The organism is Nocardia sp. NPDC058633 (genome assembly GCF_042717045.1).
Taxonomy (GTDB): Bacteria; Actinomycetota; Actinomycetes; order Mycobacteriales; family Mycobacteriaceae; genus Nocardia.
In genome coordinates, this window is record NZ_JBHXRA010000002.1 from 89371 (window position 1) to 104198 (window position 14828).

A 14828-nucleotide genomic window follows, 5' to 3' on the forward strand; every position below is an offset into this window, starting at 1 on the left:
AGGACAAGCCCGCAACCATCGACACCTGTCAGTGCGTCCGCCGCAGTGCGCGTTGGGCCGCGTTGGCACCGCACATGCCGTGCGCGCCGGGGCCTGGCGGGGTCGCGGCCGAGCACAGATAGTGACCGGGCAGGCCGATGTCATAGGGCTGCAAGGTTTTTCGGGGTCCGAACAACAGTTGGGGGATGTTCTTGGCGCCGGTCATGATGTTGCCGCCGACGTAGTTGGGGTTGTATTCGGCGAATTCTGTTGTGGTGCGGGTGGTCAGGCCCACTACGCGCTCCCGGAAGCCTGGCGCGAAGCGTTCGATCTGGGCGATGATCGCTTCGGTGGCATCACCGGTGTAACCGTGGGGAACGTGCGCGTAGGTCCACACCGGATGTACCGTCCCCGCGGAGCGCTGAGGGTCTGCGAGGTACTGCTGGCCCACCAGAACGAAGGGACGCTGCGGCATTCGGCCCGCATGGATGTCGCGTTCGCCCGCGGCGATCTCGGCGAAGGAGCCACCCAAGTGCACTGTGCCCGCGCGGCGGGCGGCCTCGCCGGCCCACGGGACGCCACCTTCGACGGCGAAGTCGACCTTGAAAGCGCCGGGGCCGTACCGGAATCGGCGGTAGGCGCGGGCAATTCGTGTGGGGAGTAGGTCGCCGAGGATCTCCGCGACCGCTGTCGGGGCGAGGTCCCAGATGGTGATGTCGGACGGCGGCAGGTCGGCGAGGGAGCGCACACGGACGCCGGTCTCGACCTTTCCGCCGTGATCGGCCAGAACCGCGACCATGCTGTCGGCGATCTGCTGGGACCCGCCGACCGCGACCGCCCAGCCGTATCGGTGCCCCGCCGTCAGGATGCCGAGCCCGATGCTGGCGCTCAACGGGCGCTCGAGGGGGTGGAAGGCGTGTGCGGCGACACCGCCGAACAGCGCCCGTCCCGCTTCGGTGCGGAAGGCTCGCGCCAGCAGCGCGGCCGGCGCGGTCGCTGGAATACCGAAGCGCGCCAGGCGGATCGGATGGCGGGGAATCCGCAGCAGGGGGCGCATGATGTCGGCGCCGATCTCGTCGTAGTTCGCGACCGGGCGTTCGAACAGCGCGCGCCACAGCCGTTCGTCGGCCCCCAGGCCCGTGGCGGTCTCGGCGACCGAGCGATGCAGCACTGCGGCCGTGCCGTCGTCGAGCGGATGGACGCAGTCGAGTTCTGCCCACGCCCACCGCAATCCGTACCGTTGCAGGTCGATGCGCCGCAGGAACGGCGAGCCCACGGCCATCGGGTGGATGGCCGAACAGTGGTCGTGCAGCAGACCGGGCAGGATCGCCTCGCTCGAGCGGGTGCCGCCCCCGATCGTGTCCGCCGCTTCCAGGACTGTCACCGCCACCCCCGCACGGGCCAGGGTGATAGCCGCGGCCAGTCCATTGGGGCCACTGCCGACCACTGTCGCCGTTGTCATCGACTTTCCTTTCGTGTGTTCGAGATACCCTGCGGTACCGGCCTATTCGGCCGGAGCCACCACGTCCTGGTGCGGTGCGGCGACCGCATGGGTGATGTCTTCACGCCGCCAGGTCACGGTGTGCGGAATCGGTCCGTCCGGCAGCCACGGCATCGCCTCGACCGCGTCGGCGACCTTCCATGTCCCGCGTTCGATGACACCGAGAGCCGCGTCGATGACCATGTATTCCTGGGTACTCTTGTGCACCGGCTGCGATTCCACCCACACTACGATCCACTCCCCCGGGGCGAACCCGACCCGGGCCTGGACCGCGTTGATGAGGTCGAGGTTGTGCAGGTGGCCGTCGCCGAAGTTGAAGCCGATCAGCGAGTTGCAGGCGAACTCGGCTTCGCGCACGGTCCGGCGATCGATGTCGGGGAGGTGCTTGTACAGCAGGGAGAACAAGCCGCGGCCCTGACTGTGCATGGAACGCCAGGCGATGGTCTGCTGCATGGTGATCTCGGCGACCGCGGGCGGATACCCCATGGCCAGCAACTGGTCGACCTGGTTGTCGGCAGGGCGGTGCGCGATGGTGTTCAGCTTGGCCTCGGCCCCCGGTGCGAAGGCCCACAGTGCCGAGGCCCAGTTGCCGGCGTACTGGCGCATGGACGGCAGGAACGACACCAGGTCGGGGCGCAGGTTACCCAGTACAGGGAAGAAGGCGAGCCCTGCCGCGATCACCACCGTCAGCCACGGAGACGACATGTCGAATACGCCGTACCCGTGCGAGTTCGGGAAGCCGAGGAACAGGAACACGGTGAGGTAGGCGAACAGGATGTTCCACTCCAGTGGCACGGCCAGTGGGAAGGTGGAGGTGATGAACAGGTGGAAGATCACCATCATCGCGACACCGGCCAGGGTCAGCCAGTGGTTCGTCGAGAACAGCAACACGATCGGGACGATCACCTCGATGGTGGTGCCGCCGACGTGACCCATGAGCGAGGCAACGCGCGAGGGTCGGATATCGCGCGGGAAGTCGCGGTAGTGGGCTCGCTTGATCGACCGGAACGGCATCGACGGGCTGTTGGACACCATCGGGGGCACCACATTGGTGAAGTGCTTGCCGAACTTGGAGGCACCGGCTCCGACCCACACGATCACGATCAGCAGTTTGGCCGCGATGATCATGTCGGTGAACGGCAGCACGGCGAAGAACAGCAGGGCGGGCAGATACTGTTCGCCGCGAGCCGCCAGGAAGATCGTCTTGTCCCGCAGCCCGCACAGGATGTAGAGCGCGATCGGCGCGATCAGCAGCGCGGGTCGGACCAGGCCGGAGGTGTTGTCCGGCAGGGCTTCCAGCAGCGAGGCGGTAGTCCGGCCCGGTGCCAGCAGCGCGACCAGCAGGGATGCGAGGAAGCCGAGATACAGCCCCACATCCAGCAGGGTGCGTGCGTCACCGTTGGTGAACGGCACCCGATGCCACGGTCGCAGGCGGATGCTGCCCGGCCGGGCGAAGTACGCAATGCCGCCGGTCATCGGCTTGAATTTGCCTGCCAGCGGGCCCCACGAGCCGGCGATATTGAGCGCTTCGAGCAGCACGGTCCACAAGACCAGCTTCTGGTAGACGATCGGCTGGTTCCACCACTGCGCCACATCCCAGAACGGGCCGGTGCCAGAGGTGGAGGTAGCGACTAGGACACCGCCGAACATGTACAGCACAAGCAATTTCGCGATGTAGATGGTGTGGATCATCTTCGGTGTGCCGAATCCGTACTCGGCCCAATGCAGTGCCAGTGTCCGAACACGTTCCCGCAGGGGTAGGTCCAGAAATGTGTCGGTGTCCACCGGCGGGAAATCTCCCGTCTTGAATCCCATGGCTCGATCCCTTTCTTCCTGCTTCCGGGCGCGAGTGATCGCGACCGAAAGACTGTCTTTCGTTCGAATCGGGTTGTGCGGATCCGCTCAGGCGCGCGCGGCCATGACCCGTAGCTGCTTCTTGTCGATCTTGCCGACCGGATTGCGTGGCATCTCCGCGGTCAACACGATCGCGGCGGGAACTTTGAATGCCGCGAGTTCCGCACGGCAGTGCTCGATCAGCTCTTCGACGGTGACCGTGGCCTGTGGCGCGGCGACCACGTGAGCGACCGGCACCTCGCCCAGCACGGCATCGGGAACACCCACCACCGCGGCTTCGTGGACGGCCGGATGCCGGTAGAGCGCGTTCTCGATCTCCTTGGGGTACAGGTTCTCACCGGCCCGGATGATCATGTCCTTGATCCGGTCGACCAGGACCAGGTAGCCGTCGTCGTCGAAATAGCCGACGTCGCCGGTGTGCAGCCAGCCGTCGACCACGGTCGCGGCCGTCTCCGTCGGCTTGCCGAGATAGCCGCGCATCACGTTCGGGCCCCGGACTACCACTTCGCCTGGTTCGCCGAATACTGACAGCTGGCCGTCGGGGTCCATGATCGCCACCGTCTGGCCGGGCAGCGCAAGCCCGACAGTGCCCGGCTTCCGTTGGCCCGCTACCGGATTGAGGGTCGACGCGCAGGTTCCCTCGGACAGACCGTAGCCCTCGACGATCGGCACACCGTAGCGCTGCTCGAAGCGGGCGATGAGCTCGGCAGGCATGGGGGCAGCGCCGCAGATCGCCAGCCGCAGCGACGACGTATCAGGACGCTCTCCGCCGGGCTGGGCTACCAGCATCGCGTAGATGGCGGGCACCGCCGAGAAGTAGGTGGGCCGGACCCGGTGGATGGTGTCGAAGAACCCGGACGCGGAGAACTTGCCCGCGAGGGTCGTGCGCCCGCCCGCCAGCAACGGGGAGAGCACGCTGACAACGATGCCGTTGACGTGGAACAGCGGCAGAATCAGCAGGCTGTGATCGTTCTCGTCCAGGACCAGAGCGTCGATGATCATCGTGCACATTGCGGCGAGATTGTCGTGCCCGAGCACCACGCCCTTGGGTCGGCCCGTGGTCCCGCTGGTGTAGATGATCAGCGCCGGGCCGTTGGACGGCGCGGCGACCGCGACCGAGCCCGTCGGCTCTGCCAAGGCGGCGACATCGAGGGTGACCGCGACCCGATCGGGTTCACCGATCACGACCTCGGCGCCGGAATCCTCGATCTGGTAGGAGATATCGTCGTCGGTGAGCCCTGGGTTCACCGGAGTGACCGCGGCGCCGAGCCGCCAGGCGGCGAACAGGGTCACCACCAGTTCCACGCGGTTCGGCAGGACTACCGCGACGACATCGCCGGCCCGTACGCCCGCCTCGCGCAAAATCGAAGCGGCAGCATCGACGCGCACCCGGAACTGCGCGTTCGACAAGGCGACGGTCTCGTCGGCCACGCTGTGCCCCTGCGGGTCGGCGGCGGCTCTGACGTCGGGCAGTTCGGCGATGTGTCGCATGATTCCTCATCGAAGACGTATGTGATCTGGATTACATATCCCAAGCTAGGGCTCGGAGACGAAGCCAGCTACGGGCCACCGAACCAGCGTTGCGGCGACATGTTGTGCCACGAGCACAAACGGCGCCGCCCGACCGCGCACCGGGGGTACTGTCTGCGCCCATGGCTGCCGACAACGATCCGCTCGTGCGGGAGGTGGCGTCCCGGATCAAAGCCGACCTCCACCGGCTGGCACCGACGATGATCGCGATGTTCGTCGAGGTCATCCCCGAATTCCGGCACGACGACGAGGCTCGCAGGCTGATGGTCGCCAGCACCGAGTCCAACCTCACCGCGATCCTGGACATGCTCACCCTGGCCATCGGCCTCGACGACATCACCGTGCCGCCCGCCGCGGCCGAATACGCCCGCCGCTTCGCCCAGCACGACCTGTCACTCGAGGCGCTGCTGCGCGCGTATCGGCTCGGCGAGAACATGTTCGTCCAGTGGACGATGACGCAGCTGATCGAGCTGAACCCCGCCACCGACGTCGCCCTGGCCGCCGCGGCGCGGATGGCCGACGTGGTCAACAGCTATATCGATCAGGTGATCGAAGGCTTGATCGACATCTATGCGAGCGAGCGACGTCGCTGGGACGCGCGGACCGACGTTGCCCGCGTCGCGCAGGTGCGCGCGGTCCTCAACGCTGACGACCTGGATGTGGCCTCAGCCGAACAGATGCTGTCGGTCTCGCTGCGCGGTTGGCACCAGTTCGCGATGTTGTGGACGCCGCCCGAGGCGAGCGATCCTCGCGCATCACTTCGCGCAGGCACAGCACTACTCGCTGCCGCGACCGGCAAGACCCCGATGACTGTCGAGGTCGACGACCACAACCGGTGGGTGTGGATCTCCTCGGTGGCGCGACCGGTGCTCGACACCGAACAGCTCGCCCATGACCTACGCACTCACTCGAAACTGTCCATCGCACTGGGCGATCCCGCGACCGGCCTCCAGGGATTTCGCCAGACCTACCGCGACGCCCAGCAGGCTCGTGCGGTCGCGCTGACTGGGCACGGACATGGCCTCACCGCCTATGCCGACGTGGGATTGGCCGCCTTGTTCGCTGACCGTATCGCCGACGCGCAAGCGTGGGCCGTACGCGTGTTGGGCGCGTTGATCGGCGCCGACGAGACCGCTGCCCGGTTGCGCGAGACCGTTCGCGTGTTCCTCGCGGCCCGCGGCAGCTACACCGATGCCGCCACCCGACTGCACGTACACAAGAACACCGTCCACTACCGGGTACGCAAAGCCGAAGAGCTACTGGGGCATCCGCTCAGTGAGCGCAGACTCGACATCGAGGTCGCTCTACTGACCTGCGCGCAACTGGGCATACCCGCGATGGGCCACACCCACTTCGATCGAGGTCGCAGCTAGCCTGGCGCGCTCACAACCCCGGAGAGCTATCGCATGCAGCAAGCCGACCATAATCCCATCTGCCGAGCGCAGAGCAGAGAATCCTCCTCCGACGCAAATCAGTTCTTCCCCTTCCATCTTCGGATTCGCACCTGTGAACTTGGTGCGGACGACGTGGAAGCGGCGACCCGGTCGTTCGGTAAATCCGGCTGGATCCCAAGCGTCCCCCAGGAGGGCAGGTAGTTGTCTACAGTGCGGAGGTGGCCGTGGACATCGGTCGGTTGACGGCCCGGGGCTACGGACTCGAGACCGGTACTCGCCCCTGAGTATTCAGGACTCGCACCGGCCCCGACCAAATTCCTCATCGACGCGACAGCACCGCGATCTGTCGGCCGGATACTAGGCCGCCTTCTCCACCGGGTGACGTCCGCGCGAAGCGATCGGCGTACCGATCAGCGGCCGTCCGGTAGCGACCGCCAGCGCGGTACCGACGACACCGAACAGTCCGCGCCGACTCGGCGCCGAGATGCTCGACGACAGCACGGTTCGTGTGCTCGGTGGCGCCAAGGGCTCGGCAGCGATGCGGTCCGACAACCAGCCCAGACTCAAGGGGGTCGACAGCGGAAGCAACGTGAAGTGGTCGCTCAAGCGGTCGCGTACGTAGGTGACGTGCGTGCCCGCGGCCCGGTACCGTTCGACCTGCTCGTCCACACTGCCGCAATGGATCACCTGATCATTGACCGGCTGCATCACCAGCAACGGGCAGGCCGGGGCGGACAAACCCAACCGCAGATCGTCGAGCACCGCTCGAACCTTCGGCTCGGCGAGAATCTCCTCGAGCGGGCGTCGTAGATGGTCGTCGAAACTCTGCCCCGACATCCGCAGCAGCGCGACGATCGGCGGTAGCTTCTCGACGGCTGCCAGCAACGCCTGCCCCTCGGGCAAGATATCGGCATCGAGGGCGGCGTCGAGGTCCGGATACAGCCGACGCAGTGCCGCCACGACCATCAGCGGAAAACCGGAATATCGGCTTCCGTGCAGCCGAAGGAACACCTCACCGGGATCGCCTACCGGTGCGCCGAGCACCGCACCGACCAGGTTCAGCTCGGGCGCGTAACTCGGAGCCATCTCGGCGGCCCACGCGCTGGCCATGCCACCACCCGAGTACCCCCACAGCGCGATCGACGTTCGCGGATGCAGACCGAGCGGCGCGAACGACAGCGTGGCCCTTGCCCCGTCCAAGCTGCGATAGCCCGGTTCCCGTGGCGCGCCGAAACTTCCCTTCATGCCGCCGTGATCGGCGATACTGACCGCCCAGCCACGACGGAGCGCGTTCGCGATCAGGGGCCATTCGAGGCGGGTGATCGAACCCGGTGCTCGCGTATGGTGGCGCAACACGTAGGACGGCGCGCAACGCTCGGTCACCGAGTCGATCGCGGACTGGAACAACAACAGCGGGCGGTCCTGGTCGGGGACGGCACCAGCGGGGAGCACAACGGTTGTTATCGCGATCTCCGCCCGGCCGAACAGGTCGTTGCTGCGGTAGGCCAACTGCCAGGCTTGGACCTGCTGGCGGACCGATCCGAACAGCGACAGTTCGACTCGCCTGCTACGGATCAGCGCGCCCGGTGCGTAGGCGGCGATATCGCTGGGACAGCGCATGAAGGGGTCGACAGAGAGCAGCTGCGGGACATCCCACAGCAGTCCTGTAGTTCTCGGCCCTTGCGAATGATCAGTTTCTGACACGATTCCACGGGTCTTCCTGGGTTCGATAAACGAGCTGTGCGATATCGGAGCCCAGGTCCACAGACCTCATCTCACAAACGGCCGAAGGCGACCTTGCCCACTACCGAGCCTAGGCAGCTCCCACCCACTTCGTGGGACGCCTGACATCAATTGTGTTACCTCACAACATGTTCAGTGAGGCACTTGTATCGCGACGCAACGTTCATCCACACAGCGGTCTCGCGTGCCCATTACGCCCCAGGGCGCATGAAAGGCAACGGTTCGCTTCCGGCTGACACGTAGCCCTCGCTGACTCCCCCGCCACGGGCACCCCGGTCGCGGCGTTTCATGACGGCGGACCCGGCCCAGATCATCTGCCGGCGACGGCATCGCCGTGTGGACCGCATCGTGGTCTCCCATCGATCCTCACTCCGGCGGCACCGCCGCCATCCGGGAACGCGCTCACCTTCCCTGTTTCGCCCGGGAGGGCGCCGGACTCACCATGAACTCGACCAAACAACGTCGAGGTCGTCGAAATCGGCACACCCACAGTCGGTACGTGGAGGATCGACGTGATCGCCACCGCCTCTGGCACTCTCGCGCCCGCGAACCTGATGATCATCGCAGCCGCCAGATGTCGCTGAAATCAGCGCTTCCAGTCACACAGCAGTCGGCTGTCATGCCCGCAGTGCTGCGGTCATGGGGGGACTGCCGCAGGGCTAGTGACAACCGAGATGGCTTGCCGAGAGGCAGGCTCGAGAGGATGTCGCAGTGCCCGAGCCGTATCCGAAAGAGTTCCGCGACGAGTCGTGCGGGTCGCCTGAGAATCTGTTCGACGAATCGGTTGTGGAGCGCGACCGGCAGGCCTCGGCGCGGCAAGGACGGCAAACCAGGGCCGCCCGTCCATGACGACACGGGTACAACGCAAATTCCGCAATGGCGCACCGAATCAGTTGTGGCTCAGTGGTATCACCGAATATCAGACCGGCGAAGGCAAGCTGTACTTGTGCGCGATCAAAAGGCGTCTTCTCCGATCGGATGACGTGTCCGGTTGCCCGGTGCACACCGACGGCGGATCTCAGCGCACCTACCGCCGGCGTCGCCGACAAGCCCGACTGGGCCGGTCGACCCCGATCGAATTCGAAACCATCATGTTTCCAGCAGTCCGCCAGGCTGCTTACGCTGTCACCAGATCCTGCAGCAGCCCCACGGCCCCGGCGAGCGTGGCTACTGTGCGAAACTGCCGAGACCAATCCAGGTTGCTGTCATGACGCTTTGTGGACCGGCGGCGGGGTCCAGGTTCCGTCGAGGGCTTCGGCGTCGGGCGCGTAGAGGCGCAAGGTGATACCCATCGGGCCGGCCGGCGCGGGCAGCCAATTCGATTCGCGATCGGGGCCCGGGTTCTTGTGTGAAATGTAGATGTCGAGCGATCCGTCGGAGTTGTAGTTCAGCGGATCGCGGTCGCCGAGGGCGTAGCGGTCGAGTTCATTGGCGATCTGGAAGCCCTCGAGGTCATACATCGTGACCGACCAGAACGCCGCGACCGGCGGCAGCTTCCCGGCATCGAAGTGGAGCACGTAGTCGTCGCCGCCGGCAAGCGGGTTGCCCGCCGCGTCATGTACCAGCAGCGGGTAGATCGCATCCTCGGCGGGATTGGCACCGAGGCCGACCAGAGTGATCGCAGACCTGCGAAAGTAGTCGTTGCCGTAGACGCCGATGGCGTACAGGATGCTCATCCAGCCGTCGATGGGCGGGATCATCGTGGTCCGCGCGGCGAGGAGATCGACACGCGCCGCACTGACGCCCGCGTCGATCTCGGCGAGGTCGGCGGCGGAGAACCGGTTCGCGTCGAAGTCCTGGCCGACAACGATACCGAGCAACGAGATGCGCGCGAGGATGGAGAAGTCGGTCGGGTGAGCGGGGATCGTCTTCAACACGGCGGCAGCGTGGCTGAAGAACTCCGTCGCGGTCATCTCGTTGACCTTGCGCAGCGGTTCGATCTCGCTGACCAGGGCCGGATCGGGTACGAATGGCGGCCGATCGCCGAGCTCGGTAATCCGGAGTCCGGCCTGGAACTCGTTGACCGACGCGTAGTCATCGGGGCCGTTCGCCTGAGTTCGCCCGATCACCCACACGATCGGGGTCGGCGCCTGAATCACCGGGATGCCGGCGGGTAACTGTCCGCGATAACTCGGCCCGACGACGACATAGTCCTGCGCCTCGGTGCCGGTTGTTCGCTTCCCGGGTGTGGCGAACGCGTCCGTCCAGGCGTCGAGCATCGGCATCATGTAGTACCGGCCGTGACTGTCGGGAATATGAATGTGGACCGGACCGGCGGTGAGGTCCAGCCACGCCGACGAGTACAGCGTGTCGAAGTTCGGGCGTACGACCGCGCGGAAAACTACATCAGGCAATTCGCGCATGTGATGGAACTGGTTCGGCGGTCCGAAACCCGGGGTCGAACCGGCCGGAGAGTTCGTCTGCTGCCGCCGAGTGACATCCATCGTCACCAGCGAGTACAAGTAGACATACGCCCCATAGCTCAAGGTTTTCAGATCGCTGGACAACACGCTCATTACGCCTCCATCGCAGATCATGATCCCGGTGAGATCAGCCGCATCCATCGTCGGTGTCGGCCCCGCGAGAAACATCACCCACAGGGGGTGAATTGAGCGAAGGGGTCCGCGCCATCGACAGCTTCTGGTCACTGCGAACCGGGCACCAGCGAGTACACCCGTCCGCTCGCCGCGACGTCGCCGCGGCGAGCAGGTGGGTGAGGCGGGCCGCGACCGCCGACTGGAAGCCGCCGGTGGTGTGCAGGGTCGACGATCCGTTGCGGCAGGCATCCCGCACCTCGCCCAGGAGAGGGCTTCGAGAGGCAGCGCGTCACCAGTCGCACAGCGGCTTCGATGCGATGATCGCGGCTGGCGGGCGTAAGGGGTTCGACGGCGTCCCGGCAGTAGGGCACGTCGCCTTCTGTGGGTCGGCTAGCCCGATTTACCCTGGCCGAGCCCGCTAGCGGTTGTTCACCTCGCTGAAGCACTCCACGACACTGGACCGCGAGAAGCGGCCCTGCGTCGTCACTCTCGGTGACACCGGATTCGCCGCTACCCCGGCCCAATCCGAAGCGTGAGCGAACCGCTCCATCCCGGCATTGAATCTTGTTGCGCTGAAGAGAGCGCGCCGGTTCCGCGTGGACGTGGCGAACATGACTCACCGCGTATACGGCGGCGCCTCAGGGCCAGGCTCAGCAGGTGCCGTTCTGCACCGGAAAGTGGATGACGACCGCACCACCGGTGGCGTAGTTGGCGACATCGGCAGCCGCCTGCTTACCCTGCGGAGACGCCCTCGCCGCAGTCATTGCCGCAGCGTCAGCGAACTCGGCCTCGAAGATCGCGAAGTACGGCGTCTGTCCCTGTGTCGCTGCCACCTCGAAGCTGTAGCGGAACGCCAGCAGGCCGGGCATGAGCCTGACCAGCGGAAGATGGTTGTTCACGTAGTAGTCGCGGAAGTGGTCGGGATCGGCGGGTTGTGGATACAGGACCATCAGCTTGTGCATAACAACCTCCGTTGAGCGGCGAGCGACCAGCACGGTGGGTACGTCGAAGTCGGTGGACAACACCCCCGGAGTGCGCGATCAATGCGAGGTGGACAGTAGGTCAGACTTCACGCCAAGTTCAAGCGCATTGCGAATGAGCCGCTCATCGGACCGGCGGTCATGCCGATGAGCGGGTAGCTGAGCCCGCACTACGCGGCGGTCACGCTCCGGCTCAGGTTGACCAACCACATGACGACAAGCTGGTCATGATCTGGCTGGTATCGGCCAGTGTGTTCCTCGGGGTGTGCGACGGCCCGCTGGATCGCACAAGTTGCTCAGGGCGACTGTTACCGCGTGCGGTTGCATGATCGGTGGAATCGGTGGCGCGTGGGCGGTGACAGGCGGTTGTGGATTCGGCGCGGGCCCTGCCGGTTCTGCGGTTCCCGAGCTCACTGTCTCCATAGCGTCGCTCACTGGATACTGCTCTGGGCTGTCGCTGGGCCTATCCACCGGCAGAGCCCAACCTCGTGAAGCTTGTACGACGGTTCGGTACTGGTGACTTGATGGCCACGCCGCGGTTCGAGTACGACGACGCGGGTTTTGGCGGCGAGCAGGCTGCTGGGTGTCAGGCCGCACATCGCATGGAAGGTATTGCTGAAGTGCGACGGGCCGGCGAAACCCGCATCGGAGGAGGCGGTGGTGAAATCGGCGCCTGCAACGATTGCGCGCCCGACACTGAGCATGCGTGATTCGGTAGCGCCGAAAGCTTGTCCCGGCATGGGCGGAGAAGACCCGGCGACGTAGCTGTACCCCGAAGTCGCGCACAGTCATCATGACTCGACGCAGCCAGGAATCGGACGCTGCCAGCCGATGCCCGACTCGGATGGATCAGCGCGACGTGGTCGCATCCGGGTTCAAGTCGAGACGGCGCAGCAGCTGTGCGTTGACAGCGACAACGACCGTGGAGGCGGACATGAGCAGCGCGCCGACCTCCATGGGCAGCGTGATCCCCCAGGGCGCAAGCACCCCCGCAGCGAGGGGAACGGCGATGACGTTGTATCCAGCAGCCCAGGTGAGGTTTTGGATCATCTTGCGGTAGGTCGCTTTCGACAACGTGATGACCGAGACCACCGAACGCGGGTCGTCGCTGGCCAAGACGACTCCGGCCGAGGCGATGGCGACGTCGGTGCCCGCACCGATGGCGATGCCGACGTCGGCGCGGGCAAGGGCCGGGGCGTCGTTGACGCCGTCACCGACCATGGCGACCTTGTGACCGGCGTCCTGCAGGGCTTGGACTTCGGCGCCTTTGTCTTGTGGCAGAACTCCGGCGAAGACTTCGTCGATGCCGAGCTTCGCGGCCACGGTGTGGGCAACGGGTTCGGCGTCGCCGGTGATCATGGCGACGTGGATTCCGTGATCGTGCAACGCTCGGATCGCCTGAGCGGATTCAGGACGGATCTCATCTGCCAAGGCCAGGGCGCCCACGACCTCGCCGTCGCGCAGGACGTGCAGAACAGTCGATCCCTGCTCAGCCCATTTCGCGGCTTCTGGTGCGGGGCTGAGGTGGCGCTCGGTGAGCATTCCCGGTCCGCCGACGCTGACCGTCGCCCCACCGACGGTAGCCGTGACGCCGATACCGTTGCGGGCGGTGAAGTCGGTGGCCGAGGCCACGTCGAGGCCGCGATTGGACGCGGCGGTGACAATGGCACGGCCCAAGGGGTGTTCACTGTCGCCTTCGGCCGCCGCGGCCAGTGCGATGACCTCGTCTTCGCCGGTTGACGTCGTGGTAGCGGTCGCGGCCACGACGGCAGGTTCGCCGCGGGTCAGGGTGCCGGTTTTGTCGAACAAGACCGCGTCCACGGTGCGCATCTGTTCGAGAGCGCGGCGGTCGGTGATCAGGATGCCTGCCGTGGCCGCCCGTTCGGTCGCGATGGAGACCACCAGCGGAATCGCCAAACCGAGAGCGTGGGGGCAGGCGATCACCAGAACGGTAATGGTGCGGGTGATCGCGGCTTCGGGTTGACCGAGGATCATCCAGGCCACCGCGGTGATGACCGCGGAACCGGAGGCGAACCAGAACAGCCAGCCCGCGGCGCGGTCGGCCAGAACCTGAGCGCGCGAAGTGGAGTTCTGAGCTTCGGCGACCAGTCGCTGAATGCCGGCCAAGGCGGTGTCGTCGCCGACGGCGGTGATACGCACCCGCAGTGCGGAATCGGTGGTGACGGTTCCGGCGACGACGTGGTCACCGGGTCCGCGGCGCACTGGCCGGGATTCACCGGTAATCATGGATTCGTCGACGTCGGCGGTGCCGGATTCGACCTCGCCGTCAGCGGGCACCCGTCCTCCAGGCCGGACCACCACCAGATCGCCGGTCTGCAATCCGCTTGATGCGACGGTGCTGACCGCCCCGTTGTCGTCGACACGTTCGGCTTCGTCAGGGAGCAACGCGGCCAGCGATTCCAGCGCGCTCGATGCCTGCCCGAGCGAGCGCATCTCGATCCAATGCCCCAGCAGCATGATCACGATGAGCAGCGCCAGTTCCCACCAGAAGTCCAGCTCGTGAGCCAGCAACCCGAGCGTGGAACCCCAGGACGCGACGAAGGCCACGGTGATCGCCAACGCGATCAGCAACATCATCCCGGGCTGTCGCGAACGGATCTCCGACACCGCACCGGTCAGGAACGGGCGCCCACCCCACAGGTACATGACCGTGCCGAGGACGGGCGATACCCATGACAACGCGCCCGGCACGGTGTAGCCGATCAGGTCGGCGAACATCATGTCCGCGGTCACCACCGGAATCGCGATGACCAGCATCACCCAGAACAGTCGCCGGAACACCGCGACATGGTCACCGTGTCCGGCGTGCTCGCCGTGACCAGAGTGCGAATCATGACCGGCCGAGCTTGTCTCGAGTTGGTGGCCGGTGTGACCAGGCTTGTTGTCGTGAGACAGCGCGGGCATCTCACGACCCTCGTGTCCGTGATGCTCGTGGCCGATATCAGGCGAGTCTGAGCCGCCGCCGGAGGATGAGGAATCAGTGGACATAGTCGCGACTATATACCCTAGGTGGGTATATACGCAGGGATGACCCAGGTCGAGCGGCCTGCCGAGGTCGCTACCTGACTCGCGACGAGAGGAGTCGGTCGCACCCGAAACGGGCGATACCAGTTTCGCTGGTTCACTGCTGTTCCGATAGAAGCCGAACAGTTGCGCAACATCGTGGCGATCAGCACCGCGGCGAGCACGACCAGGGTCGCGGCAACGGTGAGCGCGTAGGCGAACCCTTCGGTCGAGGCCTGCTGGCGTCGATTGCCTCGGGAAAGTGCGTCGCCGTGGCGCGTGGCGA

9 protein-coding genes and 1 pseudogene are annotated in these 14828 nt (G+C 65.8%); 3 read left to right on the forward strand and 7 right to left on the reverse strand.

All coding sequences use genetic code 11. From position 1 onward, the window contains the following. Positions 1 to 28 precede the first annotated feature (28 nt). The 3 genes from ACFWUR_RS02500 to ACFWUR_RS02510 form a co-directional block, all read right to left on the reverse strand. Positions 29 to 1441: a phytoene desaturase family protein gene (locus ACFWUR_RS02500; RefSeq protein ID WP_378900727.1), complete on the reverse strand. Its 1413-nt coding sequence runs from the start codon at positions 1439 to 1441 to the stop codon at positions 29 to 31. A gap of 42 nt (positions 1442 to 1483) precedes the next feature. Beyond that, positions 1484 to 3295, reverse strand: a complete 1812-nt coding sequence (locus ACFWUR_RS02505) for a DUF3556 domain-containing protein (protein WP_378900730.1) — start codon at positions 3293 to 3295, stop codon at positions 1484 to 1486. An 87-nt stretch (positions 3296 to 3382) separates the two neighbouring features. Next, positions 3383 to 4825 carry a class I adenylate-forming enzyme family protein gene (locus tag ACFWUR_RS02510; protein WP_378900733.1) on the reverse strand — a complete coding sequence of 481 codons (1443 nt, stop codon included), beginning with the start codon at positions 4823 to 4825 and terminating at the stop codon, positions 3383 to 3385. 161 nt (positions 4826 to 4986) lie between these two features. On the opposite strand from ACFWUR_RS02510, the gene ACFWUR_RS02515 reads away from it, so the two are divergent. Then, positions 4987 to 6237, forward strand: coding sequence for a PucR family transcriptional regulator (locus ACFWUR_RS02515; protein WP_378900736.1), 1251 nt, complete (start codon positions 4987 to 4989; stop codon positions 6235 to 6237). A gap of 378 nt (positions 6238 to 6615) precedes the next feature. On the opposite strand, the gene ACFWUR_RS02520 is transcribed toward ACFWUR_RS02515, so the two are convergent. Continuing rightward, positions 6616 to 7962, reverse strand: a complete 1347-nt coding sequence (locus ACFWUR_RS02520; protein ID WP_378900739.1) for an alpha/beta fold hydrolase — start codon at positions 7960 to 7962, stop codon at positions 6616 to 6618. Between the two features lie 871 nt (positions 7963 to 8833). Between ACFWUR_RS02520 and ACFWUR_RS02525 the strand changes: the two are divergent. Next, positions 8834 to 8960 (forward strand): annotated as a pseudogene (locus ACFWUR_RS02525) (IS3 family transposase); the annotation flags it as partial. A 246-nt stretch (positions 8961 to 9206) separates the two neighbouring features. Here ACFWUR_RS02525 and ACFWUR_RS02530 read toward each other — a convergent pair. Both ACFWUR_RS02530 and ACFWUR_RS02535 read right to left on the reverse strand, forming a co-directional pair. Further along, positions 9207 to 10517 carry a DUF1254 domain-containing protein gene (locus ACFWUR_RS02530; RefSeq protein WP_378900742.1) on the reverse strand — a complete coding sequence of 437 codons (1311 nt, stop codon included), beginning with the start codon at positions 10515 to 10517 and terminating at the stop codon, positions 9207 to 9209. A gap of 671 nt (positions 10518 to 11188) precedes the next feature. After that, on the reverse strand, positions 11189 to 11500 hold the full coding sequence (locus ACFWUR_RS02535) for an EthD family reductase (RefSeq protein WP_378900745.1): 312 nt from the start codon (positions 11498 to 11500) through the stop codon (positions 11189 to 11191). A 542-nt stretch (positions 11501 to 12042) separates the two neighbouring features. Here ACFWUR_RS02535 and ACFWUR_RS02540 point away from each other — a divergent pair. After that, positions 12043 to 12228, forward strand: a complete 186-nt coding sequence (locus ACFWUR_RS02540; protein ID WP_378900748.1) for a hypothetical protein — start codon at positions 12043 to 12045, stop codon at positions 12226 to 12228. 139 nt (positions 12229 to 12367) lie between these two features. On the opposite strand, the gene ACFWUR_RS02545 is transcribed toward ACFWUR_RS02540, so the two are convergent. After that, positions 12368 to 14527 carry a heavy metal translocating P-type ATPase gene (locus ACFWUR_RS02545; RefSeq protein ID WP_378900750.1) on the reverse strand — a complete coding sequence of 720 codons (2160 nt, stop codon included), beginning with the start codon at positions 14525 to 14527 and terminating at the stop codon, positions 12368 to 12370. Positions 14528 to 14828 lie beyond the last annotated feature (301 nt).

What these genes read in the sequence shown, in the direction of transcription:
- ACFWUR_RS02500 (WP_378900727.1), bottom strand. Translation starts at nt 1,441, where the DNA reads ATGACAACGGCGACAGTGGTCGGCAGTGGCCCCAATGGACTGGCCGCG.
- ACFWUR_RS02505 (WP_378900730.1), bottom strand. Translation starts at nt 3,295, where the DNA reads ATGGGATTCAAGACGGGAGATTTCCCGCCGGTGGACACCGACACATTT.
- ACFWUR_RS02510 (WP_378900733.1), bottom strand. Translation starts at nt 4,825, where the DNA reads ATGCGACACATCGCCGAACTGCCCGACGTCAGAGCCGCCGCCGACCCG.
- ACFWUR_RS02515 (WP_378900736.1), top strand. Translation starts at nt 4,987, where the DNA reads ATGGCTGCCGACAACGATCCGCTCGTGCGGGAGGTGGCGTCCCGGATC.
- ACFWUR_RS02530 (WP_378900742.1), bottom strand. Translation starts at nt 10,517, where the DNA reads ATGAGCGTGTTGTCCAGCGATCTGAAAACCTTGAGCTATGGGGCGTAT.
- ACFWUR_RS02535 (WP_378900745.1), bottom strand. Translation starts at nt 11,500, where the DNA reads ATGCACAAGCTGATGGTCCTGTATCCACAACCCGCCGATCCCGACCAC.
- ACFWUR_RS02540 (WP_378900748.1), top strand. Translation starts at nt 12,043, where the DNA reads ATGGCCACGCCGCGGTTCGAGTACGACGACGCGGGTTTTGGCGGCGAG.
- ACFWUR_RS02545 (WP_378900750.1), bottom strand. Translation starts at nt 14,527, where the DNA reads ATGTCCACTGATTCCTCATCCTCCGGCGGCGGCTCAGACTCGCCTGAT.